Consider the following 23,766-nt stretch of genomic DNA (forward strand, 5'->3'; position numbering starts at 1 on the left):
TTTAGTTATATAATCCCTTTTTAGCAGATAACAGTGATCCTTTTCATGTTCAGCTAGAAGGTAACGGTATCTTGTCATCACTAAAATAATATTCGGCTTTCAGTTGAGCTTAGCATGTTTGTCCGAGCCGTTATTTTTATTCCTTTTTAATAACACCACAAGCGATTCGGTCCCCTGCATTCCCTGCTGGTTGCGAGTAATAATCATCTGCTTCAGAGTGGATGACGAGTGACGTTCCCCCATCTTGAAGCAATGAATTTTCCTTACCCATCTCTAATGTGACCATCTTTGCTACGATTTCAACTTGAATCGTGCCATCTTCTTTCACTTCAATATTCGGTAGATCACCTGCGTGGGGACCTTCTGGGTGATCAAATCCATGCTTCTTATTTGTCGGATTGAAGTGAGGACCAGCTGACTCAAAGGTTGGCTTTTCACACATACCTTTCTCATGAATATGAAAGCCATGTAACCCTGGAGGTAAATGACTTGCTTGTAACGAAATAAGCACACCATCTTCTACTTGACTTAATGATGCTTCACCAATTTTTTCACCTTCTGTATTTTGCATCGTTACTTTTACATGTGCTTTCTTTCCGCCTTCATCTGTTGGAACGACTGTTTCCACATCTTTTTCATGTTGATGACCATCTCTTTCTTTCTCTGTATTCATCTGACAGCCGACCATGATTCCTGAAAGAAAAAGAAGAGTCAAAACCGTTATCAGCTTTTTTCTATACAAATGAATCCCTCCATTCTACTATCCTCTTTATTGTTAACAGATATGGAGCAGAATAAACGTAGTTAGATCATCCAAGAAAACGAACTTTCTTTAAACTTATTTTTAAAAAAATGATCAATAAGGAAACTTTTAATAGATCTTTACGTATTACATGTTAATGAGGAACGTTTTATGAAAATATGTATAGCCCGTGTGATGCTAAAGTAATCGAAGTTGAAAGCACGTTACCCGATTTCATTCCACGTGAAGCTACGAAGAAGGACCCTTTGGGAAACTATGTTGGACTATCATGTAAAAATGATAACGATACAATTGTATACCTTGCATATCTTAGTAAAAATAGTGTTCTTGTATAAGTCGGCGCCGATATCAAACGGGTGACAAAATTGGGAAATCGGTAACTATGGAAATTCAACTAAACCCCATTTACATATCCATGCTGAAAAAGATGAAAAAGGTGTACTCCTTCATTTTAATGGTGAGTTCCTATATCGTATTGATTTAGTTAATGAAAGCAAATAAGAAAGGGTGTTAAGATGGAAACGATATTATCCGTTCAAGGCTTAGAAAAATCATTTAAAGACAAACAAGTATTAAAAAGCATTTCTTTTGAAGTGAAACAGGGCGAGATTATGGCCATACTCGGACCTAATGGTGCCGGAAAATCTACAACCATCCGCAATATTATGGGCATTATTTACCCTGATCGAGGGGAAGTTATTTTCCATCAGTATAAAGATATTCCACGTCACAAAATTGGCTATTTACCTGAAGAACGTGGACTTTATAAAAATGTTAAAGTGATGGATATGCTCCTCTACTTAGCTGACTTAAAGGACTATCCACTAAAAAAAGCCAAAGAACGTGCACTTGCCTACTTAGAAAAATTCGATTTAAAAGGAAAAGAAAATGTTAATTTAGAAGAGTTATCAAAAGGAATGAATCAGAAAGTCCAATTCATTTCTTCGATTCTGCATGAACCTGAATTATTAATTTTAGATGAACCGTTTTCTGGATTGGACCCTGTCAGCCAGGATGTTTTCAAAGATGAAATTCGCCATTTAGCTGATCAAGGGACAGCCATATTATTATCATCACATCAAATGAACTTAGTAGAAGAAATCTGTGATCGACTCTTCATGATTCAACAAGGAGAAAAAGTGATTTACGGCTCATTAGATGATGTGAAAACAGAGTATGCGAATTTCAAATGTACCATTCGGGGTCATAATGACTTAACTGTTCTAAAGCAACTTCCACAAGTACAAAGGATTGACCATCAACCCGACCGAGCAGTTTTATATTTGGATCATGATGTCACTCCTACGCTATGGCTGAAAAACTTACCAGTTGAGTTGCATATTCAAGAACTATCGATCGATAGAATCTCGCTCCATGAGATCTTTGTCGATATCGCAAATAGTAATCAATCAAACGAAAAGGTAGGTGAACAACATGCGTAACGCTATAAAAGTCGCTCGCTGGGAAATGAGACGAAATTTAAAAAATAAAACGTATTTAATTGGCCTTTTTATGACGCCTGCACTTATTTTATTATTCGGATTTTTAGGATCGTTAATGGGTGAGGACGCTGAGAATGGTTCAAGCACAACCGTATTTATCAATGATGAAGTTGGTGTCTACGATGCTCTTAAAGAAACGATTCATACCGTGGAATTAGATTGGGACATTCAACAGACGGAGCTCTCTCAAGATGAGGTGAATGAAGCATTAGAGGATACCGAAGATACGGCATATATTTTTATCAATCAGGAGGCTTTAAGCGAAGGGATTGTTCCTGTTTTCACAAGTGATGCCATTTATGATTTATTCTCAACAGAGTTAATGGTTTTAGAAACACCTCTAAAATCAATCCAAATGAGTAAGCTCGGTTTAACAGAAGAACAACTCACTAAAGCAACGACACCTATTGTATTTTCTGAGGAAGTAGCTGGAGAAAATACAGAAGCGGTAGATGGCAAAGGTGCCACACTTGAAGAAGATCCATTTAAGAAGGCCGTGCCAGGCATTTTTGCAGGAATCATACTCTTTTCTATCGTGATTGCTGGTATGTATATTTTTCAAAGCGCTTCTCAAGAAAAGAAAGATAAAATTGCAGAAATTATTTTATCATCGGTGACACCTGGCGAGCTTATGCAAGGTAAGATTATCGGTTATTTCGTCTTAGGTCTGCTGCAAGCTGTCGTCTTATTAGCTTTTGCCATTCCTGTTGCTTTATGGAAAACGGATATTCCAATTATTGAATACTTACTCGTACCAGAAACATTATTACTCGTACTCATTGCGATTATTGGTTACTTACTGTTTGCTGCTCTCTATGTTGGGATTGGCGCAACGATGGCTGATGTTTCGACTGCGGGAAATTTTCAAGGTTTAGTTTTAATGTTACCTTTTTTACCGTTCATTTTTGCAACATCCGTTTTTATGAATCCAACTGGCATGATCGCTAAAATCGGCACATATTTTCCATTCACCTCTCCGGGAGTGCTTCTTATGCGCTTAACCGTTATGGAAGAATGGCCATGGGGTGAAATCGCGATTGCACTTGTCATCTTAGTTGTTAGCACCATTATCATGATGAAGTTAGCTGGAAAGATATTCAAAGTTGGTATTTTAATGTATGGAAAAAATGCTTCCCTTAAAGAAATGTGGAAATGGCTGCGCGCTTAATAAAATAGCTTAGCTTAAGCGTCATGTCGATGTTCGTTCATCAACTCGACATGACGCTTTTTTGTTTGACTAATCATCCATTTTTCAAATCAAACACACAGCTCCACACTCACGAAGATAAATGAAGTTACACATAAACAACCGCATGAGAACGAACATTGTCTATTCGGCCCCATGCGGTCTCACTTTATAAAAATTATTCTTCACTCTATCATAACTTCTATGCTTGCGATGTTCTGAAAGTGAGCATCGCAAGCATTACCGCACTCAAACCACTGATAAGCTTACCAACAATCATCGCGAAAACCATCTCTCTTTCAACACCTGCAACAAACCCTAAGTGACTCCCGAGTACGAAAGCCGCACTTACAGTAAATGCAACGTTTATTACTTTTCCTTTAGGTTCCATGTCTTTTAAAATCGCTAACATCGGAATGCTATGAGCTAAGGACGCGACAAGTCCTGCTGTCGCCGTCGGATCAATACTTAACATATTCCCCAGTTTCGTTAATGGTTTTTTTAAAGCCTTTTGGATAAAAGTAACCATTGGAAAAGCACCTGCTAAGAAAATAACGATTTGCCCAACTATTTGAATACCTTCGCTTAATGGTGTCATATTCGGAATGATGACAATACCTGTTAACGTTTCGACGATCGCTACCGTTAATCCGAGAATCGCTACCACTTCTACCACTTTGCCAAACAGTGTAAACGCTGTGATCATTTTATCCGCATGTTTCCATAAACCATAGCCAATGACGAAAGAGAACAACAAGATAGGTATTAAATTAATGATAATCATTTGAATACTTAAACCACCGACGATGCCGCCTATTAGACTACCTATTGGGACAGTGATCATACCGATTAATATTCCTTTGGCGAAATATGGATGGTCCTTCTTTTCAATCATTCCTAATGCGACCGGAATAGTAAAAACGACAGTCGCTCCCATCGTCGTTCCTAAAAACACCCACGAGAAAACTTCCGCTTCTGGCGTTAAAGCCATTTCTTTCGCAAGGGCATATCCTCCCATATCAATTGCTAAAATGGTATTCGCAAATGTCGCTGGATCAGCACCAATTAAGCCATATACAGGTGTAATAAGTGGCGTCAAGAAATGAGCAATGACCGGCGCAAGAGAAATAATCCCGACCATGGCTAATGTTAATGGACCCATTGCTTTAAATCCTTCTGTAAACTGTTCACCTAGCCCCCATCTATTGCCGCGTATTTTATCGATAGCACCTATGATTAAGAAAAAGACAACGATATAAACAATGATGTCATTGATTCCCATATTTCTTTCTCCCATTCCTTTATAAATAAAACAGTCTCATTAAAAATAACGGTATCTACGCTTCTTTTCAACCTATTTTTAAAAATAATAGGTATATCTATTTTTCTTTTGTTCATACTAGTTTGCAAGATTATGAGTTTCATAGGAGGTTAAAAAAACAATGGGGAATATACGAGTCGTTATATTTATGACAATCATTTTTGTCTTCATTTTTATCTTTATGCCAACTGTTAAAGTACAAGCAGAATCAGGAGAAGTATATCAAGTGAAATCAACTCAATTAAATATGCGGACTCAACCATCAGGAGATGCGGAAATAGTAGGGCAACTTGGGTTTGGTAGCGAATTAATGATCTTTGAAGAAGTCAATGGTTGGGTGAAGACATTTTTCAATGGACAGCCTGTATGGGTCGCACGTCAGTTTATTGAGCGAAATGAGACAGATATACAACAAGAGAAAAGCAAAACCGATAAACAATCAAAAATAGACAACGAAGAACGTAATCAAGAAACAGAAAGGGTCGAACATAACGTCACTGACTTTATACCTGAGCGAAAAGCGACTGATATTCAGGTTGTTAAGCCACGTCCTGTACAACTTTCTAAAGATACACTAACAACAGAGACATCATTAGATAAGCTTCATATTGTCATTGATGCTGGTCACGGTGGAGAAGATGTTGGTGCCGTGCATCATAACATACGCGAAAAAGATTTAACATTACAGATGGCACAACAAGTTGCAAATCATTTAGAAAATGCTGGGGCAAATGTCACGCTAACTAGAAACAATGACTATTTCCTTAGCTTAGAAAACCGCGTTCATGTTGCAGAACAAAGAGAAGCAGATGCTTTTATTAGTCTTCATTTTGATGCCTATACTGATACACATGTAAAAGGCTTAAGTACGTATTATACAGATCGTCAATCTGAAAAACTTGCTCACACTATTCAAATGTATTTAATTAATCAGACAGGAATGAATGACCGAGGTGTCAAACAGGCTCAGTTCTACGTGTTAAGAGAAAACAAGCAAAAAGCTATTTTAATAGAATTAGGTTTTTTAACGAATCCTGATGATTTTCGCTTCATCCAAACGAACGACTATAAAGAAAAAGTTGCCGAAGCAATCTTTCAAGGACTTCATCAACACTTTTACGCCCATTAAGCGCTCTTCTTTCATATGAACACATATTCAAGTATAGTTAAGTTAGCACTTACTATGAAAGGAAGCCCTATTAATGAAAGCAGTCTATAGTGATGTTATTCAATTTAGAGGGTCACATTATGATTTTGGTTATTGGCAAGGTAAAAAACTTAGCGATTCCTTCATTTTACCGAACCGTCGTAAACAATGGGAGAAACAATATAAACGCCATTTTATCGTTGATGTCAATCAAGTCAAACAAGCCTTAGTAACATTTGCACCCGAAATTTGGGCAGAGATTCAAGGGTTAGCTGATGGACTTCATTATGATATAGAAACCGCCATACGAGAATTTGGTGGCTATTATCTAGAATATGGACAAAGCGGTTGCTCCGTTTTTACAAGTTCTGATTATATGATGCGCAATTACGATAATGCACCTGCTTCTTATGAAGGCCGGTTCGTACTTTTTCAACCGACAGATGGCGGGTATGCGACGATTGGACCTTCAATGCAAATCACTGGGCGAACAGATGGTATGAACGAAAAAGGTCTGGCAATGGGCTATAACTTTACAAACCGCATCGGGTCTAACGATGGATTTGTTTGTAATATGATTGGGCGCATTATTTTGCAAACATGCGCGACGATCGAAGAAGCCGTGACACTATTAAAAAACATTCCCCATCGGCATGCTTTTAGTTATATTATGCTTGACCAGAGTGGAGACAGTGTAATCGTCGAGGCATCTTCACGACAAGTGAAAGCTCGGAAAGGACATATATGTACGAATCATTTTGAACAGCTTCGTGAGGAAAATCGCTATCGTTTAGATGATTCCTTAAAACGAGAAAAAGCGCTGAAAAAAGGACAAGTCCATGTAACAGATTCTTACTCTGCCTTTCGCTTACTCAATCATTCAGAGCATGGTGTCTACTCAAATAAATATGGGGCATGGGCTGGTACATTACATACGGCTGGGTATTTCCCTAAAGATATGTCTGTATGGTTTGCACTCGGTGGTGATCGAAAACCAGTCATTCTTCCTTTCAACGACTGGTTAGAAGGTCACGACTTTCCTATCAAACAAATCAAAGGTAAAATTGATTCAAAAGAACTGTTTGTCAATATGGTAGAAATCGATTAGATTTGCCATTACAAAGTAGATGCTGCAACAAGGGAAAGGTCAAATTAATTTAAAGAATACTGAATGAATAAATAATACGAGGTCGGGAAAAAACCTCTGAAAGATGAAAAAGCTATTTTTATTCACTTTTTCCTTATGTCCCACTTCTCCTCATGATAATGACAGTACGTGAATGATCAATAGAGCGAGCTGGGGTTTGTTTATATAGTGAAGAGACACTACAAACTATTGTCGAGTATTATCGCTATCGTTTGAGCTTTTGGATGAAATCATGTGGAGTAGAGAAAGCTACTCTGCATGGATTCGAAGATTTATGCGTAACCATGCGGAGTGGAGCGAGCTACTCTGCATGGATTCAAAGATTTGTGCGTAACCATGCAGGGTGGAGCGAGCTACTCTGCATGGTTTTGAAGATTTATGCGTAACCATGCGGAGTGGAGCGAGCTACTCTGCATGGATTCGAAGATTTATGCGTAACCATGCGGAGTGGAACTATCTACTCTGCATGGTTTTGAAGATTTATGCGTAACCATCCGGAGTGGAACTAACTACTCTGCATGGATTCTAGATGTTGAACCAGTTTTTGGATTCCTGAAGACTAATTTGTCATTCTCTCGATTTTCCGTCAGTGGAAAATAGAAATTAGAAAATGAATGAGCATTTGCATTAATGGCAGTAAACTTAAGAAAGTATACAGGCAAAATACAAAATAGTAATCATAACAATCCGAAACAAAAAAGAAATTGCGGAAACAACATGGAAATGTTTCCGCAATTTTTCTCATTAAAAACTGGCTTTGTCCCAGCTCCACTTTTTTTATTTACAGATCGTCAAAACCGTTTAAATCACTTGTTTTTGTATATTGACGTGATTTCTGTTCAAAGAAATCTGTTTTCGTTCCGTCAAAGTTATCAACATACGCACGAATCCATTTCATTGGATTGTTCACGTATTCTGGATAAATTTCACTTAATCCCATCATCCGGAGCATTTTATTCGCACGATACTTGACATAGCCTGCCATTTCTTCTAAATCAATACCTTTTATATCTTTCAAGACATATTCTGACCATTCGGTTTCTAATTCTACTGAAGTACGGAACTGGTCATAAACCCACTCAATAAACTCAGGATTATTGAGTTCAGGATTTTCTGCGAGTGTTGCACGGAATAATTCAGAAATAAATCGACCATGTTCTAATTCATCACGATTAATATAACTAATCATTGTTGATGTTCCGACCATCTTATTACTACGTGCTAAATTATAGAAAAACGCAAAACCAGAATAGAAGAATAGTCCTTCTAAAAGTGCCGTATAAACCATTGTTTTTAAAATATTTTCGATTGTCGGCTCTTTAGCGAAATTATTATAATGTTCCATAATGCGCGCGTTCCGCTTTAAAAGTACTGGGTCTTTTCGACCGAAATTAAATGATTTATTCTGCTCATCAAGCGATACGACTGAAGATAGAACATATGAATAACTTTCATTATGAACCGCTTCTTGTTGTGCAATAACAGCCATAATAGATTGTACAGACGGATCTGTTGCATATAATGAAATTAATAATGCAATTCGCGTCTGAGGCCCATCTAATGTTGACAGTAAGCCAATAATTTTTAAATAAGCATCTTGCTCTGCTTCTGATAAAGTTGGGAACTGTTTCACATCACTTCCCATATTCACTTCATCGGCTTGCCAGTAATTACCTACTAAACGTTTATACATTTTGTACCAATGTGGATAAGCAATATCATTCCAGTTTAAAATCCCACTTGATTTTCCACCGAATAAACCTGTTGATTTATTTGGAAAACGTGGTTCTAATGTTTTCGCCTTCTCAAGCAAGACTTTTGACATCATGTAAAACTCCTTCCACCCATTGTTCAACTAATGCTTCTTGTGATCCTCTTGGGGATTGTTCAATCTTCAAACCTTCCCATTTACTATTGTAAAACTTCGCTAATCGATCAACTGCTCTACAAAACAAATCATCGCCACCGAACTGTGTGTCGCCGGAGCCAAAGACGGCCACATTATCTGGCTTATAACCCACTTCTAACACAAAATCTTTCATTTCATCTGGTGTGCTGCCGACATCCCATGTAAATGTGCCGAAAAAGAAGTAATCATAGCGAGATGGATCGATTGGGGGATCTATCCCAATCGAATGCATCTCCACTTCCATACCGTCTGCAACTAATTTGTCAGCAATAATTTCAGCAATTTCTTCTGTGTTCCCGCTGTACGATAGATATGCAATGAGAGCTCTCATGAATGACACCACTCACATTCCTCAATATCTGTTGATGTTGAACGAACGTAATATGTTGTTTTTAACCCTTGCTTCCACGCACGTAAATGCAAGTCTAAAAGAACTGAGGCACGAATCGTATTTGGTACATAGAAGTTAAAGGAAATACCTTGGTCAATATGTTTCTGGCGTGCCGCATTTTGTTTTACAGACCAACGCTGATCCACAATATATGCTGAACGACGATAGATATCATATGTTTCTGGTGTTAAGTCGGGTGCCGTGTTAGGGATCTTATAGTCTTTCTTCTCCTCATAATAGAATGGCTTAAATACAGGATCAATACTTGCAGTAGAGTTCGCAATGATTGATGTTGAAGAGTTTGGTGCAACAGCCATTAAGTAACCATTACGAATGCCATGCTCCTTAACTTCTTCTTTTAACTTCGTCCATTTTTCATCCGAATAACCGCGCATCTCAAAATATTCACCCGTACTCCAACGACTACCCTCAAATGAAGGATAATGTCCTTTTTCCTTACTTAATTCCATACTTGCTTGGATTGTTAAGTAAGATATTTTCTCGTAAAGCTCATCCGCAAATTGAACGGCTTCTTCCGTTTCCCATTTAATACCTTTTAAAGCTAAGAGATGGTGCCAGCCGAATGTACCAAGACCAATGGCACGGTACTTTTGATTTGTTAATGTTGTTTGTTTGATTGGTAGTGTATTTATATCGATGACATTATCTAACATACGTACTTGTATACGAATCAATCGTTCTAGTACATTATCTGGAACAGCTTTTCCTAAATTAATAGAACTTAAGTTACAAACGACATAATCACCTGTTTTATATTTTTTTACAATGATATCTTCATCTTCTACATATTCTTCAATAAATTGTGTTGGTGATTGGTTTTGAGTGATTTCAGTACATAAGTTAGAGCAATAAATCATACCCTTATGTGGATTGTTGTTTAGACGGTTTACTTCATCTCGATAAAACATAAACGGTGTTCCCGTTTCTAACTGAGAAATCATAATCCGTTTCATAATATCGATTGCTGGTACCTTTTTCTTACGAAGATTTTCATTATTAATACATTCTTTATATCTTCTACGCCACTCACCGTCGCCTTTTTTCTCATCATAAAAGTCTTCAAGTGAGTAACCCATTACTTGTCGAACTTCATGTGGATCAAATAAGTACCAGTCACCACGTTTCTCCACTTGCTCCATAAATAAGTCTGGAATACAAATGCCTGTGAATATATCATGGGCGCGCATTCTTTCGTCCCCATTGTTTAATTTCAAATCTAAAAACGGTTCAATATCGATATGCCAAGCATCTAAGTATACGGCAATGGCACCTTTTCGCGTCCCTAATTGGTCAACACTAACAGCAGTATTATTCAACTGTTTAATCCACGGTACAACACCACTAGACATACCTTTAAAGCCTTTAATTGAACTGCCACGTCCGCGAACCTTCCCCATATAGACACCAATTCCGCCACCATTTTTTGATAGTTTAGCAACATCTGTATTCACGTCATAGATGGATTGCAAACTATCATCAACCGTATCAATAAAGCAACTTGATAGTTGTCCATGTGTTTTACCAGAATTATTCATCGTCGGTGTCGCAACTGTCATGTAAAGATTACTTAATGCCCAATAGGCTTCTTCAACAAGTGCTGTTCGTTTGTCTTTCGGTTCATCTTGCATAAGATGCATCGCAATGATCATCCAACGTTCTTGCGGTAATTCAAAAATATTTTTATCATGGTCTGTCGCAAGATAACGCGTTGCTAGTGTATATATTGACAGATATGTAAATAGTCGATCTCGTTCAGGCTTAATATGTTCACCGAAATGAGAAATCTCTTCTTTTGAATATTTCTCTAATAATGCTGGTGTATAAATGCCTTTATCAACTAAGGTTTGAATCAATTCATAAAAATCCCCATAGCGTAATTCGGCATCATAGCCACGATTTTCAGCTGCTTTTCGATATAAATCATATAAATATATCCGTGCAGCAAGATATGTCCAATCCGTATTGACTTCATCAATGTTTTCAAGCGCATTTTTAATTAATGTGTCTGCGATAAAGCTCGGTGTTGATTCCTCTGTAATGGTACGAAATGACTTCTCAAGATATTTTTCCGTATTAACATTTAATCCTTCTTGCGCTTGACTAACCCAATTTCTAACGAGTGACTCGTGTTTTTGAAGCGTTTGTGTCATGAATAAGATCCTCCCTTTATTTAGGAATAGTTGTAGAAAATTGATATTTATTATCTGTTTTTAGCTAATTTTGCACTAAAAAATCGCCCACTTCTTTCAAATTATGAAAGCTTTGTTACTAATTTGTGAAGTGAAACGTTTGACATGTCTTATTGGTACGATTTGTTTGTATTATGCATTGTAAAATGGTATATTTGATTTTGTTGCTCTCCAACATTCCTACCTTTTATAGTTCATTTCCTTTTTTCATATTTACCATTAATATATTAACAATACCATATATAGTGTCTTGATGATTTGAATCATCAAGATGTTGTGTATTTAGCTTATCATAATTCATGATTGATGTCTAGCGTTTTTTGATAAACCTATTAACACTCTAGTTAAATATGTCTTACACTTTATTAGTAACATCTGCCCTATCATTATTATTAAAACAGCCTATATCGACAAATTTTGATATTGGAATCGCTCTAAGCGACTAAAAAAATCTATAGCGAAATGATAAAAAAGTTTCTCAGCTGGTAGCAACTCTCTTTCAGCTGGTGTAATCATACCAACCGTTCGCCTTACATTTGGATTTTTAAGATCAACGATTGCGATTCCTTTTGGCATATCATTTGCAATCGTTATTTCTGGAATTAATGAGATTCCTAAACCAGCAGATACAAGTCCTTTAATCGTATCAATGTCTTGCCCTTCAAATGATACTTCTGGTTTAAATCCGAGTTGTTTACATGCATCGGTTACCATTTTTCGTAGAACATAACCTTCAGGATATAAAACAAATACATCTTTCCTTAATTGATCTAATGAGACTGCTTTTTCATTTGCTAATGGGTGGGCTTCAGGCAGTAAAGCAACGATTTTTTCTTGAAATAAAATCGTTCCCTTTATGCGTTCTTTCTTTGTTGGAACGGGTCCTAATAAAGCCAAATTAATCTCCCCTAGTACTAGACGCTTTTCCAATTCATTGTGGGAAGCCTGGTTCAACTGAAATTTAATATGTGGATATTTTTTGCGAAAGGCCGAAATTAATGTCGGAAGAATTAAAGAAGCCAAACTACTCGTAAAACCAATATGAATCATCCCTCGCTCTGGATCTGTATGTTCCTTAACAACACGTTTCGCATAATGAATGGCATGCACAGCACGCTCCGCATGTTCTAAGAAAACCTCTCCGACACGGGTCAAGCGAACATTACGACCATCACGAATAAATAGATCAACTTCTAATTCTGCTTCTAAATTTGCTATTTGTCGGCTAATAGCTGATTGAGCAACATGTAACGCTTCAGCAGCTTCTGTCATATGTTCACGCTTAGCAACTTCTATAAAATAAATTAATTGTCTTAATTCCATTACTTATCACCTTTTTTCACATCATCATCTCTTTATTCTTCTATTATCTCATATCGGCATTGATCTCATCTATTATTAATATTGATTAGATGAATGGTTTTCGCTAAAATGGTAATAGGATAAGTATGTGAAAAAATGATCATATTAAGAAATATCAACTATTTTACTACTCACATATCGAACGAATACGTCTTAGTCACGCCGTAAAGAGAAATACATTGTCATGATGACAAACTTAAAGGAAGGTGTCCTATGACATTAACAAATAGACCGAAGTTATCGATGCATAAAGTAGAAGAACTCGTTAATAACTATATGAATCGCGTGTTTCAGCAAATGGTTAGTCGCGATCCATACGAAAAAGAGTTCCATCAAGCTGTAAGGGATTTATTCGTTTCCATTAGACCTGTTCTGATGAAAAATACGGATTACATCAAATATAATATACTAGAGCGCCTCGTTGAACCTGAACGTTTAATTACATTTAGTGTTCCTTGGATGGATGATAAGGGAGTCGTTCATGTAAATCGTGGATATCGTGTCCAAACAAACAGTGCAATCGGTCCGTACAAAGGCGGTTTACGATTTCATCCATCTGTTAATACAAGTATTATTAAATTTCTCGGCTTTGAGCAAACGTTTAAAAACGCTTTAACAAGTCAACCAATTGGAGGGGGAAAAGGTGGGGCAGATTTCGATCCAAAAGGAAAATCCGACGCTGAAATCATGCGTTTCTGTCAAAGTTATATGACAGAACTCCATAAATATATCGGACCTGATATTGATGTGCCAGCCGGTGATATTGGTGTAGGTCCACGTGAAATCGGGTATTTATTCGGTCAATACAAAAGATTACGTGGGAAGTATGAAGCTGGTGTTTTAACTGGTAAAGGGCTTCATTATGGTGGAAGCATCGGACGAAAAGAAGCAACTGGCTACGGTGTCATATATTTCGTACAAGAAATGCTAAAAGACCTCGGAGAAACATTAAAAGATAAAACAGTCGTCGTATCTGGATCAGGGAATGTCGCGATTCACACGATGGAAAAAGCGATCGAATTGGGAGCCCATGTCGTTGCTTGTAGTGATTCCAATGGATACATTTATGATGAAAATGGGATTGACCTTGCAACAGTTAAGCGATTAAAAGAAGTTGAAAGACGTCGAATTAAGGACTATCTTGACGAACATCCACACGCTACTTATAAAGAAAAATGTACAGATATTTGGAAAATACCTTGTGATATCGCACTTCCATGTGCAACACAAAATGAAATTGACGAAAAAGAGGCAAAACGACTCGTCGAGAATAAAGTAATGCTCGTAGCAGAAGGTGCTAATATGCCCTCTACAACAGAGGCAATCGGCGTGTTTCTCTATCACAATATTCCATTTGCACCTGCGAAAGCGGTTAATGCTGGTGGTGTTGCCGTTTCTGCCTTAGAGATGGCGCAAAATAGCTCTCGTGTCACTTGGTCTTTTGAGCAAGTTGACAACATGTTGAAAGAAATTATGAAAAATATTTATCACGACAGTGTTACAGCTGCTAAAGATTACCATAAACCAGGAAACTTAATGGTCGGAGCAAATATTGCTGGCTTTACTCGAGTAGCTGATACAATGATTGATTTAGGTGTCATTTAATATATTCCCCTTCTGTATTGTAACAGAAGGGTTTTTTATACTCAAAAAACGTTGTTCACTAGGAATAACTAGTTAAATCATGTACGATAACGGTAATAAGGAGTGATATAAATGAATGAGACTGTTCATTTAATCATGGAAAGTAAACATACTGTTGTCTTCACAGGCGCGGGCATGTCAACAGAGAGCGGGTTACCAGATTTCCGCTCAGCTAAAGATGGATTATGGAAAAAATTTAATCCAGATGAATTGGCCAATGTGCATGCATTAGAGCATAATCGCGATGAATTCATCAATTTTTATCGTTACCGTTTGCAAGCGATTCAATCGTACAAACCACATGAAGGACACGACATTTTAGCCGATTGGGAAAAACAAAGTCTCATCAAAGGGATTATTACACAAAATGTTGATGGCTTTCACCATGATGCAGGAAGTAAACATGTTATGGAACTCCATGGCACATTCCGCTCCTTCCATTGTCATTCATGTGAAAAGCCTTTTCAACCCCAACAGTTTTTTGATGGAATGGATGAATGCGATACATGTGGCGGTACCATTCGACCTGGGATTGTATTATTTGGAGAAGCCTTACCACAAGATGTTTTTATGAAAGCTGAGGACGAAACGATGCAAGCAGATTTATTTATCGTCTTTGGCTCTTCATTAACGGTAAGCCCTGCTAATATGTTTCCGATACTCGCCAAAGAAAACGGAGCTAAACTAGTCATTGTTAATCGTGATGCAACACCACTTGATTCCATGGCCGATCACATCATCCGTGACCGTTCGATTAAGCAAACACTACAGGAATGGGATGAATTGATTAAAGGGTAACACTTTTGAAGAAAGCTAAAGATTAGCAGCAGTATCATAACCAAAGAAGCCGGAACAAAATAAACTGACGATCCCTTATCAAGTAGACAGGTGAAATGATAAAAACGACTTGAATGGTTTTAGCTCTGTATTCAAGAGAGTTAAAACCGTTTAATCATATGTAAGTCAGTGGTGCTAATTGAAGTTAACTCGCATTGAAGGGTTCAACGTTATATAAACCGGCGATGTTTGTTCAGGTTAGGCCACATTGAAGGGTTCAATCGTATATAAGTCGATGATTTTAGTTGGAGTTATATCATTTTGGACCACTCAAAGATATAAAAATCTGTGCTTTGAGCCGTAATGATCACACCTATAAAAAGAAATCCACCCTTTTTAAAAAAAGTGGATTAATATTTTTAGTGATTGCTAGATCATTTATCTTTTTAAAAAAATTACAACGTCTACTCCAAATACTGCTTTCTCTCCAGTGAAAAACAGATAATGTACCAATCTATAATAATCAGTATTCAATGCTAGTTATGCCCTAGTTTCTTGGCTATGACTCATTTTGTTCTAATTGAACATCGTCACTTCTTTTATAATACCACGCAAGAAAATGTTTTGCTGAGGAAATGGGGATCTCTTCCATTTCCTCATAGTTGATAGGATTTGTTCGGTTCACTATACCAATTGTCGTTAAGTTTAACTTCCTCTGCAAATATGACTGGGCCACTTCTACTTCAATCACCTTTTTTCGATTGGTTATATATAAAGATGACCAGAGGCCCCCTTTTTTAAATTGAACAAACTCGTCTTGAATGAGAAAGCGTGCGTTTTTATAACGAAAATATCGCATCATATAAGTCAAAATAAATAAAACAATCGATAAGTACCAGAACGACGGTTTCCACCAAAATAAAACGACTGAAAAAACAAGCCATACCCACGGCACGCGTAAAAACTTCATATATAGAGCCTGTTTCGGTAAGTGATTCATTTGATGTGACAATTTAAATGCTGGAAATAATTCCTCCATCAAACTATATGCCCGCTCTGTCGGAAGAAAAGGATATAAAGAGTTAATCTCAGCAGATTCTTCCCCCTCTTCACTTGTAGCACTAACAAGTTTAACCTCTGTTAAGCGAAGCCATTTTTTGATTGGATTTTGTACGAATTCGATTGCTTGTACATTATCTTTTCGAATCGATAATGTCCGTTCATTTAACGTCCCACGCTTAATATAAATTCGCTCATCATCAGAAGCGATTTCAAATTTACCATATTTTAAAAATGTACGTACTAAACCGAAGCCAATAGCGATGACAATAAAAATGAATATCGTCAATGCAATCGTATACCATGAGCTCATTATAAATTGATAAATATGGTTAAGAGTTCCTTCTAAATCAAATAAATCTTCTATCTTTTCAAAAGCCGCTACCAGTATAGGAATAATCGCTAAGAAACTAAGCGATAGAAAAGATGCCTTAATTAAATCTTTACGCGTTGGGCGGAAATGAATCATCCGTTTTGGCACTGTTGTCCCAATGATTTCCGCTTCATTCGTTTGTTCAATCTGGTCATTTCGTTCATGTTGACGGAATGCGAGAATACGGTCTTCGATGCATTCTTTTTCTTCCCATTTGACGGCTTCTATTTTCAAAGCAGCTTCATCTCCAGAAACACTTGTTACAAGCGTTACCGATGTTACATGGAAAGGCTTAAAATAAACAGGCGTTTTCGTCTGAATATTTTGCACCTGTTCAATTGGAACCGTATGATTTTTCTTTTTAAAAACACCTCTTGAAATATGAATGGCATCTTCTTTTATGCTGTAAGTTGTTTTTAGCCAACTTATGACAATGCCGAATAATCGTATAATGACATAAGCGATAAAAATAACTTTAAGATAAGGAATGAAACGACTATCAGGATTGGCAATAACAAATACAAAAAGTGCAGGAATAAAAACGTCTTTTATGAGTTCTATAAAATTATCTAACATTTTCAGTGGGTGCATGCGTTTCTGTTTAACTTCCATCTCCATTATGATTCCACTTCCTTAATTTTGGCGTGATCCGCAATTTGGTTACGAAGTTTAAAGGCTTCTTCTTCGGGAAGTGCAGGAATTTCATGGAATGATCGCATCGTACCTATCTTAATTGTATAAAGATTGTACTTTCGAAGAATCGGACCTTGCTCTGCACTGACATACTGTACTTTTGTCATAGGAATGACATGATGTTTTCGCGTTAATACACCATGTGTTAAGCGCACATACTCCTCATCTATCCCATAACGCCAGTATTTATATAATAGAGGGGGTTCAATGAAAATAGACCATCCCCCAGAAATGACTGTCAATCCACTTAACACCCAAAGGACAACAATAATCCAGTGATACCAAGTAAAATGATAACCTGCCCAAATCAGTCCAGCTAAAATAGATAAAAAGATGAGATGACCAATAAAGTTACTGATTTTCCAAACGTCAACGGCTTGTTTGGAAATTCGATTTGTTGGTTCATGAATTGAAAACATAGGTACCACTCCTGTTAAAAAAATCTACATTATTTGCTACGATTAACATAGTAAAAAAGTTTCGTTCAGACAAAAAAAGAGTATGTTTCTACATACCCTAGTTTAATTCATAAAATATATATAGCTTATAAATGTAATGAGATATATCAAAAAACTAGCCAAAGCTCCTTTTAAGAAGTTACTTAAATGCAAGCTTTTAGAAAGTCCATGTTTAATAAAATGCCCAGTGAACAAGACCATGGCAGAACCTAATGAAAGAACGATTACAATTATTAAAAACTTCTCCATCCTTATTTCCTTTCTTTAACACTTTTATAGCTAACAGTATTTTACCATAAGCTGATAACTCCTTCCAAAGTCGGATGATTATTCGGTCTCCCTAATGGTTTATTGTACAAAAAAAGCAAACGAAGTACAGACGACGAATCTTTTTTCCTAAGCTATCATACATATAGTAGGGTGATTGAAAAAAAGGAGGAGTATCATGTTAATCGAGTATGAATTATTTAAATGTATAGCACATGAACGGATTAAAAAACTGAAAAACGAAACCTATAAAAAAAAGCACCCAAAACAAAAACAACTTAAAATTAAATCAAAGCTTAAGCATTATGATTATGAAGAAGAACGTCTTCGGTTCGCTCATAAATATTAATTCATAATAAAATCCGGTCATCTGAACGACAGACCTATACTTGACACAAAACAAGGCAATTCCTTAAAATAAGAGAACATAAAGAATCGTATTCATATACCCCCATTCATCATATCAAACAATCGAAAGGGGACGTGTCAGATGACTTGGGAATTATTTTTATCAGAACAACATTTAAAAAAGCTAGGCATTGCCATTACTATATTCTTATTGTTTCTTCTGTTACGAAAAATCTTTGCTAAATATATTTATACTTTCCTATTACGTATCAGTAAAAAAGCCCCGAACGATTTTTTCTCATATCTATTCGAATCATTTAAAAAACCGCTACAGTGGTTGTTTATCACCATTGGATTATATATCGCCGTTCGATATTATCCATACTTAAATCATCAAAGTGATAGCTTTGTTAAGCTGCTACGTGCATCAATCATCGCACTGATTGGTTGGGGTTTTTTCAATTTATCTTCTGGGTCACATCATCTCTTTCGAAAAATCAATGAAACAACAACGATACAGATTGATGATATTTTAATTCCATTTTTATCACGCATTTTGCAATTTATTGTCGTTGCCCTAACCATTAGTGTCATTTTACAAGAGCTTGATTATAAAATAGATGGTTTTATTGCTGGACTCGGTCTCGGTGGATTAGCGATATCACTAGCGGCTAAAGAAGCATTAGCCAATCTTTTTGGAGGTATCGTATTAATCACTGAGAAACCATTTACAATTGGAGATTGGGTTATGACACCAAGTGTTGAAGGAACAGTCGAAGATATCTCCTTTCGCAGTACAAAAATACGTACCTTTTCACAAGCAATTGTCACGGTTCCAAACGCGACATTAGCGAATGAGCCGATTACGAATTGGAGTAAAATGGGCAAACGGCAAATTAAATTTACAATTCGCGTGACGTATGATAACCCGGCTTCAAAAATTAAACATATTGTCCAGCGAATTGAACAGTTATTAAAATCGAACCCAGATATTCATCCAGAAACCATTCTCGTTTCTGCTGATACTTACCAGGAAGATGGAATTGATATATTTCTATATTTCTTTACAAAAACAACAGATTGGGAAGCATACCTAAATATCCGCCAACAAATTAATCTAGATATTTTAGAAATAATTGATGACGAAGAAGTGACAATTGCCATTCCAAGCCGAAGATTATTAATGGACGATAAGGAATTCGAATCACTTAAAGATAAACGATAAAAATAAACATAAAACACTTCAATGCGATGTCTCATATGAATGAATCATCTTGAGAACATCGCATTTCTTATTTTTAGTTGGTTACTCAATAAATCTCCTATAAGTAGATAGCTTTATCAGTTGAATTTTTTCTCTTACAGTCGGTAAAAACATAACGACCGATTGCATATCTCCACCCAAACCCTTTCTCTTTACACCTATAAAAACAGATAAGAGCTTAAGTCCCTGTTGATTATTGCGTTTTTTATAAATAATGGTAAAATTTAAATAAAGTGAGTTTAGGAAGGGGTATCTAAATGCAAAAGGTTAAAAATCGTTGGCTCATTGCTGCGGCTGCACTTGGTATCCATATGTCAATCGGCTCTGCTTATGCATGGAGTGTTTTTACAAATCCACTAGCAACTCAATATAACTGGGAGACGACGCAAATTTCACTTATTTTTAGTATCGCTATTTTTTTCCTAGGTACGTCTGCTGCATTTATGGGAAGGTTCGTCGAAAAACACGGGCCTAGACGATCTGGGATGTTAGCAGCGTTATTTTTTGGACTGGGGGTCGCTGGATCAGGCTTAGCTACATTATTGGAATCATTATATCTTTTATATTTTTTCTACGGAATAATTGGTGGAATTGGTTTAGGAATAGGCTATATTGCGCCCGTATCAACACTTGTTAAGTGGTTTCCTGACAGACGTGGTCTAGCTACTGGACTAGCAATTATGGGCTTTGGATTCGCTTCACTTATTAGTGGTCCAGCAAGCGAATATTTAATAACAAAAGTTGGCATACCACATACATTTTTTATTCTCGGGTCAATTTATTTTATTATTATGACGCTATCTGCTCTCTATTTAGCACCACCACCAAAGGATTGGCAACCTAAAGGCTTCATCCAAGCGAAAGAAACTAACAAACTCAAGATAAAACAAGACTTGGCTCAGCTAACTGCTCAAGAAGCGATAAAAACGCGACGCTTCTGGATGCTTTGGTTTATGCTTTTTATCAATATTACATGTGGGATTGCTATTATATCTGTCGCATCACCAATGGCTCAAGAAATTACCGGTATGACTGCATTAGCTGCTGCTACAATGGTCGGTGTTATGGGACTTTTTAACGGGGCGGGTAGAATTTTCTGGGCCTTTCTTTCCGATTATATTGGTAGACCAAATGTATACACAGTCTTTTTCGTTATTCAAGTGATTGCCTTTCTACTCATACCGTTCACAAGTCAGCCTATTTTATTTCAAATATTAACTTTTGTTATTATGACATGTTATGGAGGCGGTTTTTCTTCAATCCCTGCTTATATTGGTGATATTTTTGGAACGAAACAACTTGGAGCAATTCACGGTTATATTTTAACCGCTTGGGCAATGGCAGGTATAGTTGGTCCACTGTTACTGTCATTCATCTACGATACGTCGAATAGTTATAATGTCACAATGCTTATATTTGCCATTCTCTTTTCACTGGCGTTAATTATCTCATTATGGATTCGTATTGATTTGAAAAAACTGCAAAAGAAACAGCAAAAATCAAGCCCTAATGTTTCTTTCTCGAAGCAATTGTAGTATTATTCTAAATAATAGACCTTATCTTTATAATATCTTTAATTGGAGGGGTTAACATGGGAAAGACAAAACATACAGGACCAATGAAGCTTCCTAAAAAACCTGATCCAAGTCTTTGGGTGAGCAAAGTGCCGTTCGGTTTAGGTAAAATAAAACCGCATCATGTGCGTGATACGTTAAAAGTTATTTGGGAAAATAAAGGTAATCTCCCATATGCCACGCGTATTTTAACACAAGGGGTTTGTGATGGGTGTGCACTTGGTGTTTCTGGACTGAAGGATCAAACATTAAAAGGGCCACATCTCTGTACGACAAGACTCAATGTCCTTCGTTTAAATACGATGGGACCAATGAAGGAAGATATCATTCATAAAGATATCGACGACCTTCGTCAATTATCAAGTACCGAATTACGAAAGCTCGGTCGCATACCGTACCCACTTATTCGTCGAGCAGGCGAACGCCGTTTTAAGCGGATTTCTTGGGATGAAGCGTTGGATACCATTTCCAATAAAATGAAAGCGCTTAACCCAAAGCAATACGCGTTCTATTTAACGTCGCGTGGGATTACGAATGAAGTATATTACACCGCCGCGAAAGTCGCACGCTTTCTAGGTACAAATAATATTGACAATGCATCACGTATTTGCCACTCACCATCAAAAACAGCATTAAATCGTTCACTTGGAATTGGCGCATCAAGCTGTAATTATAAAGACTGGATTGGTACAGATGTCCTCCTATTCTGGGGCTCTGTAGCCGCTAATAACCAACCTGTTTCGACAAAGTATATGTATGCTGCAAAACGCAAAGGAACAAAAATCATTATCATTAACCCTTATTATGAGCCATCAATGGAAAAATATTGGATTCCTTCCGTTGCTGAATCAGCTTTATTCGGGACAAAAATTGCTGATGATATATATCAAGTAAATATCGGTGGTGATATCGCCTTTATGCACGGTATTATGAAACATTGGTTTTTAATGGAGAAAGAGAAAAAAGGCTCTGCTATCAATCATGACTTCGTTCAAAAGCATGTTAATCATTATGACGCATTACGTGAGAAAGTCATGAGCTATGATTGGGAAACACTTGAAAAATCTTCTGGTCTATCCCGAAAACGAATGAAAGAATTAGCAGAACTACTCGCTCATGCCAAATCAGCTGTCTTCGTCTGGTCCATGGGATTAACACAACATCGTTTTGGCACGGACAATATTTCACAAGTGGCTAATCTTGCCCTGCTGAGAGGTTTTATAGGACGAGAACATTGTGGTCTAATGCCAATCCGTGGCCATTCGGGTGTGCAAGGCTCGGGAGAAATGGGAGCCGACCCATTCGTCCTTCCAGGTGGAAATATGGATGAAGAAAACCGTAAACGAGTTGAAAAAGTATGGGGGTTTAAGATTCCGAAATGGCAAGGTGATATCGTTGGTGTCACATTAGAAAATGCCTTACTTCCTGAAGATCATGAGCGAAAATTAAAGCTATATTATTTATCTGGTGGAAACTTTTTAGAAACGATGCCTGATCCTGAATTTGTAGAAAAATGTTTATCCCAAGTCGATATCCGTGTACATCAAGATATTATTTTTAACACTTCAACATTTGTAGATGCGAAAGAAGCAGTCATTGTACTTCCAGCTATGACACGCTATGAACAACCTGGAGGAGGAACATCAACTTCTACTGAAAGAATGGTCTATTTTTCTCCTGAAATTAAAGGACCTCGCATTGAAGAAGCACGATGCGAGTGGGAAATTTACGTTGATTTGGCTAAACGTGTAAAACCAGAGTTAGCTCATTTAATAGATTTTACAGATGCCGAACAAATACGTGAAGAAATTGCTAAAGCAGCACCTAACTATGATGGTATTCAACACTTGAAGAATAAGGGTGATGTATTTCAGTGGGGCGGTGCATGGCTATGTGAAGATGGTGTGTGCCCAACACCAGATGGAAAAGGTAATTTAATACCTGTTGAAATTCCGGAACTAAGAAAGCCCGCGGGACATTTTTATGTAACAACGCGTCGAGGCAAGCAGTTTAATTCAATGATTTATGGTGAAACAGATCCCTTTAATGATGCAGATCGCTATGATGTATTAATCAATGAAAACGATGCTAAGGAACTCGATATTTCAAATGGAGAGGCCATCGTTGTTTACAACAAACTCGGGTCGTTTACAGGACATGCCAAATTTGCCCCGATAAAAACGGGAAATATCGGGCTCCATTGGCCAGAAGGTAACGTTTTAATTGAAAAAGGTGTTTATGAGACGTTCGCGGGAATTCCAGAATATCAAGCACCAGCCATTGTAGAAAAAGCTGAAACATATTACGCACAGAAAGATACGAAATATGTTGAAAAGCGTGTTGCCGAACTTGAAACGGAACCAAGTTAGTA

General features: G+C 37.1%; 18 protein-coding genes. 10 read left to right on the forward strand and 8 right to left on the reverse strand.

The features are described from left to right. Nucleotides 1–136: 136 nt before the first annotated feature. Nucleotides 137–742 carry a superoxide dismutase family protein gene (locus HNQ35_RS06290; protein ID WP_246118057.1) on the reverse strand — a complete coding sequence of 202 codons (606 nt, stop codon included), beginning with the start codon at nucleotides 740–742 and terminating at the stop codon, nucleotides 137–139. Nucleotides 743–1,278: 536 nt separating this feature from the next. Between HNQ35_RS06290 and HNQ35_RS06295 the strand changes: the two genes are divergently transcribed. Continuing rightward, nucleotides 1,279–2,205: an ABC transporter ATP-binding protein gene (locus tag HNQ35_RS06295; RefSeq protein ID WP_146936432.1), complete on the forward strand. Its 927-nt coding sequence runs from the start codon at nucleotides 1,279–1,281 to the stop codon at nucleotides 2,203–2,205. Next, complete coding sequence (locus HNQ35_RS06300; RefSeq protein WP_146936435.1) at nucleotides 2,198–3,433, forward strand: ABC transporter permease; 1,236 nt, start codon at nucleotides 2,198–2,200, stop codon at nucleotides 3,431–3,433. The genes HNQ35_RS06295 and HNQ35_RS06300 overlap by 8 nt, the downstream gene beginning before the upstream one ends. A gap of 220 nt (nucleotides 3,434–3,653) precedes the next feature. Here the strand turns inward: HNQ35_RS06300 and eutH are convergent, their stop codons facing one another. Continuing rightward, nucleotides 3,654–4,733 (reverse strand): ethanolamine utilization protein EutH, encoded by a 1,080-nt coding sequence (gene eutH / locus HNQ35_RS06305; protein WP_146936437.1) that lies wholly within the window; start codon nucleotides 4,731–4,733, stop codon nucleotides 3,654–3,656. Between the two features lie 160 nt (nucleotides 4,734–4,893). Between eutH and HNQ35_RS06310 the strand changes: the two genes are divergently transcribed. Both HNQ35_RS06310 and HNQ35_RS06315 read left to right on the forward strand, forming a co-directional pair. Further along, the gene (locus HNQ35_RS06310; RefSeq protein ID WP_146936440.1) at nucleotides 4,894–5,901 is read left to right on the forward strand and encodes an N-acetylmuramoyl-L-alanine amidase family protein; all 1,008 of its coding nucleotides are present in this window, start codon (nucleotides 4,894–4,896) and stop codon (nucleotides 5,899–5,901) included. Between the two features lie 73 nt (nucleotides 5,902–5,974). Then, a complete protein-coding gene (locus HNQ35_RS06315) occupies nucleotides 5,975–7,027 on the forward strand; it encodes a C45 family autoproteolytic acyltransferase/hydrolase (protein ID WP_146936442.1) in 1,053 nt (350 codons plus the stop codon). An 820-nt stretch (nucleotides 7,028–7,847) separates the two neighbouring features. Here the strand turns inward: HNQ35_RS06315 and HNQ35_RS06320 are convergent. The 4 genes from HNQ35_RS06320 to gltC all read right to left on the reverse strand — a co-directional run bounded on the left by HNQ35_RS06320 (nucleotide 7,848) and on the right by gltC (nucleotide 12,899). Continuing rightward, on the reverse strand, nucleotides 7,848–8,891 hold the full coding sequence (locus tag HNQ35_RS06320; RefSeq protein ID WP_146936449.1) for a ribonucleotide-diphosphate reductase subunit beta: 1,044 nt from the start codon (nucleotides 8,889–8,891) through the stop codon (nucleotides 7,848–7,850). Next, nucleotides 8,872–9,306, reverse strand: coding sequence for a flavodoxin (locus HNQ35_RS06325; protein ID WP_174771664.1), 435 nt, complete (start codon nucleotides 9,304–9,306; stop codon nucleotides 8,872–8,874). The genes HNQ35_RS06320 and HNQ35_RS06325 overlap by 20 nt, the downstream gene beginning before the upstream one ends. Beyond that, a complete protein-coding gene (locus HNQ35_RS06330; RefSeq protein ID WP_146936454.1) occupies nucleotides 9,303–11,537 on the reverse strand; it encodes a ribonucleoside-diphosphate reductase subunit alpha in 2,235 nt (744 codons plus the stop codon). The genes HNQ35_RS06325 and HNQ35_RS06330 overlap by 4 nt, the downstream gene beginning before the upstream one ends. Nucleotides 11,538–11,978: 441 nt before the next feature. Beyond that, nucleotides 11,979–12,899 (reverse strand): glutamate biosynthesis transcriptional regulator GltC, encoded by a 921-nt coding sequence (gene gltC / locus HNQ35_RS06335; protein WP_146936456.1) that lies wholly within the window; start codon nucleotides 12,897–12,899, stop codon nucleotides 11,979–11,981. Between the two features lie 252 nt (nucleotides 12,900–13,151). Here gltC and gdhA point away from each other — a divergent pair, with 252 nt between their 5' ends. Together gdhA and HNQ35_RS06345 are read left to right on the forward strand one after the other, a co-directional pair. After that, nucleotides 13,152–14,543: an NADP-specific glutamate dehydrogenase gene (gene gdhA, locus HNQ35_RS06340; protein WP_146936458.1), complete on the forward strand. Its 1,392-nt coding sequence runs from the start codon at nucleotides 13,152–13,154 to the stop codon at nucleotides 14,541–14,543. 111 nt (nucleotides 14,544–14,654) lie between these two features. Continuing rightward, nucleotides 14,655–15,380: an SIR2 family NAD-dependent protein deacylase gene (locus HNQ35_RS06345; protein WP_146936460.1), complete on the forward strand. Its 726-nt coding sequence runs from the start codon at nucleotides 14,655–14,657 to the stop codon at nucleotides 15,378–15,380. 538 nt (nucleotides 15,381–15,918) lie between these two features. Here the strand turns inward: HNQ35_RS06345 and HNQ35_RS06350 are convergent. Further along, nucleotides 15,919–17,409 carry a PH domain-containing protein gene (locus tag HNQ35_RS06350; protein ID WP_146936462.1) on the reverse strand — a complete coding sequence of 497 codons (1,491 nt, stop codon included), beginning with the start codon at nucleotides 17,407–17,409 and terminating at the stop codon, nucleotides 15,919–15,921. After that, nucleotides 17,409–17,903: a PH domain-containing protein gene (locus tag HNQ35_RS06355; RefSeq protein ID WP_146936464.1), complete on the reverse strand. Its 495-nt coding sequence runs from the start codon at nucleotides 17,901–17,903 to the stop codon at nucleotides 17,409–17,411. Before HNQ35_RS06355 ends, HNQ35_RS06350 begins: the two co-directional genes overlap by 1 nt. Before the next feature lie 484 nt (nucleotides 17,904–18,387). On the opposite strand from HNQ35_RS06355, the gene HNQ35_RS06360 reads away from it, so the two are divergent. From HNQ35_RS06360 to HNQ35_RS06375, 4 genes are all read left to right on the forward strand, one after another. Continuing rightward, nucleotides 18,388–18,558, forward strand: coding sequence for a hypothetical protein (locus HNQ35_RS06360; protein ID WP_170226616.1), 171 nt, complete (start codon nucleotides 18,388–18,390; stop codon nucleotides 18,556–18,558). 141 nt (nucleotides 18,559–18,699) lie between these two features. Next, nucleotides 18,700–19,782, forward strand: coding sequence for a mechanosensitive ion channel family protein (locus tag HNQ35_RS06365; protein ID WP_146936466.1), 1,083 nt, complete (start codon nucleotides 18,700–18,702; stop codon nucleotides 19,780–19,782). 296 nt (nucleotides 19,783–20,078) lie between these two features. Continuing rightward, a complete protein-coding gene (locus HNQ35_RS06370; protein ID WP_146936468.1) occupies nucleotides 20,079–21,356 on the forward strand; it encodes an L-lactate MFS transporter in 1,278 nt (425 codons plus the stop codon). Nucleotides 21,357–21,412: 56 nt separating this feature from the next. After that, nucleotides 21,413–23,764 (forward strand): FdhF/YdeP family oxidoreductase, encoded by a 2,352-nt coding sequence (locus tag HNQ35_RS06375; RefSeq protein WP_146936470.1) that lies wholly within the window; start codon nucleotides 21,413–21,415, stop codon nucleotides 23,762–23,764. Nucleotides 23,765–23,766 lie beyond the last annotated feature (2 nt).

It is taken from the genome of Cerasibacillus quisquiliarum, assembly GCF_014202495.1.
GTDB classification, from domain to species: Bacteria; Bacillota; Bacilli; order Bacillales; family Amphibacillaceae; genus Cerasibacillus; species Cerasibacillus quisquiliarum.

What these genes read in the sequence shown, in the direction of transcription:
- eutH (WP_146936437.1), bottom strand. Translation starts at nt 4,733, where the DNA reads ATGGGAATCAATGACATCATTGTTTATATCGTTGTCTTTTTCTTAATC.
- gdhA (WP_146936458.1), top strand. Translation starts at nt 13,152, where the DNA reads ATGACATTAACAAATAGACCGAAGTTATCGATGCATAAAGTAGAAGAA.
- HNQ35_RS06360 (WP_170226616.1), top strand. Translation starts at nt 18,388, where the DNA reads ATGTTAATCGAGTATGAATTATTTAAATGTATAGCACATGAACGGATT.
- HNQ35_RS06370 (WP_146936468.1), top strand. Translation starts at nt 20,079, where the DNA reads ATGCAAAAGGTTAAAAATCGTTGGCTCATTGCTGCGGCTGCACTTGGT.
- HNQ35_RS06315 (WP_146936442.1), top strand. Translation starts at nt 5,975, where the DNA reads ATGAAAGCAGTCTATAGTGATGTTATTCAATTTAGAGGGTCACATTAT.
- HNQ35_RS06350 (WP_146936462.1), bottom strand. Translation starts at nt 17,409, where the DNA reads ATGGAGATGGAAGTTAAACAGAAACGCATGCACCCACTGAAAATGTTA.
- gltC (WP_146936456.1), bottom strand. Translation starts at nt 12,899, where the DNA reads ATGGAATTAAGACAATTAATTTATTTTATAGAAGTTGCTAAGCGTGAA.
- HNQ35_RS06355 (WP_146936464.1), bottom strand. Translation starts at nt 17,903, where the DNA reads ATGTTTTCAATTCATGAACCAACAAATCGAATTTCCAAACAAGCCGTT.
- HNQ35_RS06300 (WP_146936435.1), top strand. Translation starts at nt 2,198, where the DNA reads ATGCGTAACGCTATAAAAGTCGCTCGCTGGGAAATGAGACGAAATTTA.
- HNQ35_RS06295 (WP_146936432.1), top strand. Translation starts at nt 1,279, where the DNA reads ATGGAAACGATATTATCCGTTCAAGGCTTAGAAAAATCATTTAAAGAC.
- HNQ35_RS06310 (WP_146936440.1), top strand. Translation starts at nt 4,894, where the DNA reads ATGGGGAATATACGAGTCGTTATATTTATGACAATCATTTTTGTCTTC.
- HNQ35_RS06325 (WP_174771664.1), bottom strand. Translation starts at nt 9,306, where the DNA reads ATGAGAGCTCTCATTGCATATCTATCGTACAGCGGGAACACAGAAGAA.
- HNQ35_RS06375 (WP_146936470.1), top strand. Translation starts at nt 21,413, where the DNA reads ATGGGAAAGACAAAACATACAGGACCAATGAAGCTTCCTAAAAAACCT.
- HNQ35_RS06365 (WP_146936466.1), top strand. Translation starts at nt 18,700, where the DNA reads ATGACTTGGGAATTATTTTTATCAGAACAACATTTAAAAAAGCTAGGC.
- HNQ35_RS06345 (WP_146936460.1), top strand. Translation starts at nt 14,655, where the DNA reads ATGAATGAGACTGTTCATTTAATCATGGAAAGTAAACATACTGTTGTC.
- HNQ35_RS06330 (WP_146936454.1), bottom strand. Translation starts at nt 11,537, where the DNA reads ATGACACAAACGCTTCAAAAACACGAGTCACTCGTTAGAAATTGGGTT.
- HNQ35_RS06320 (WP_146936449.1), bottom strand. Translation starts at nt 8,891, where the DNA reads ATGTCAAAAGTCTTGCTTGAGAAGGCGAAAACATTAGAACCACGTTTT.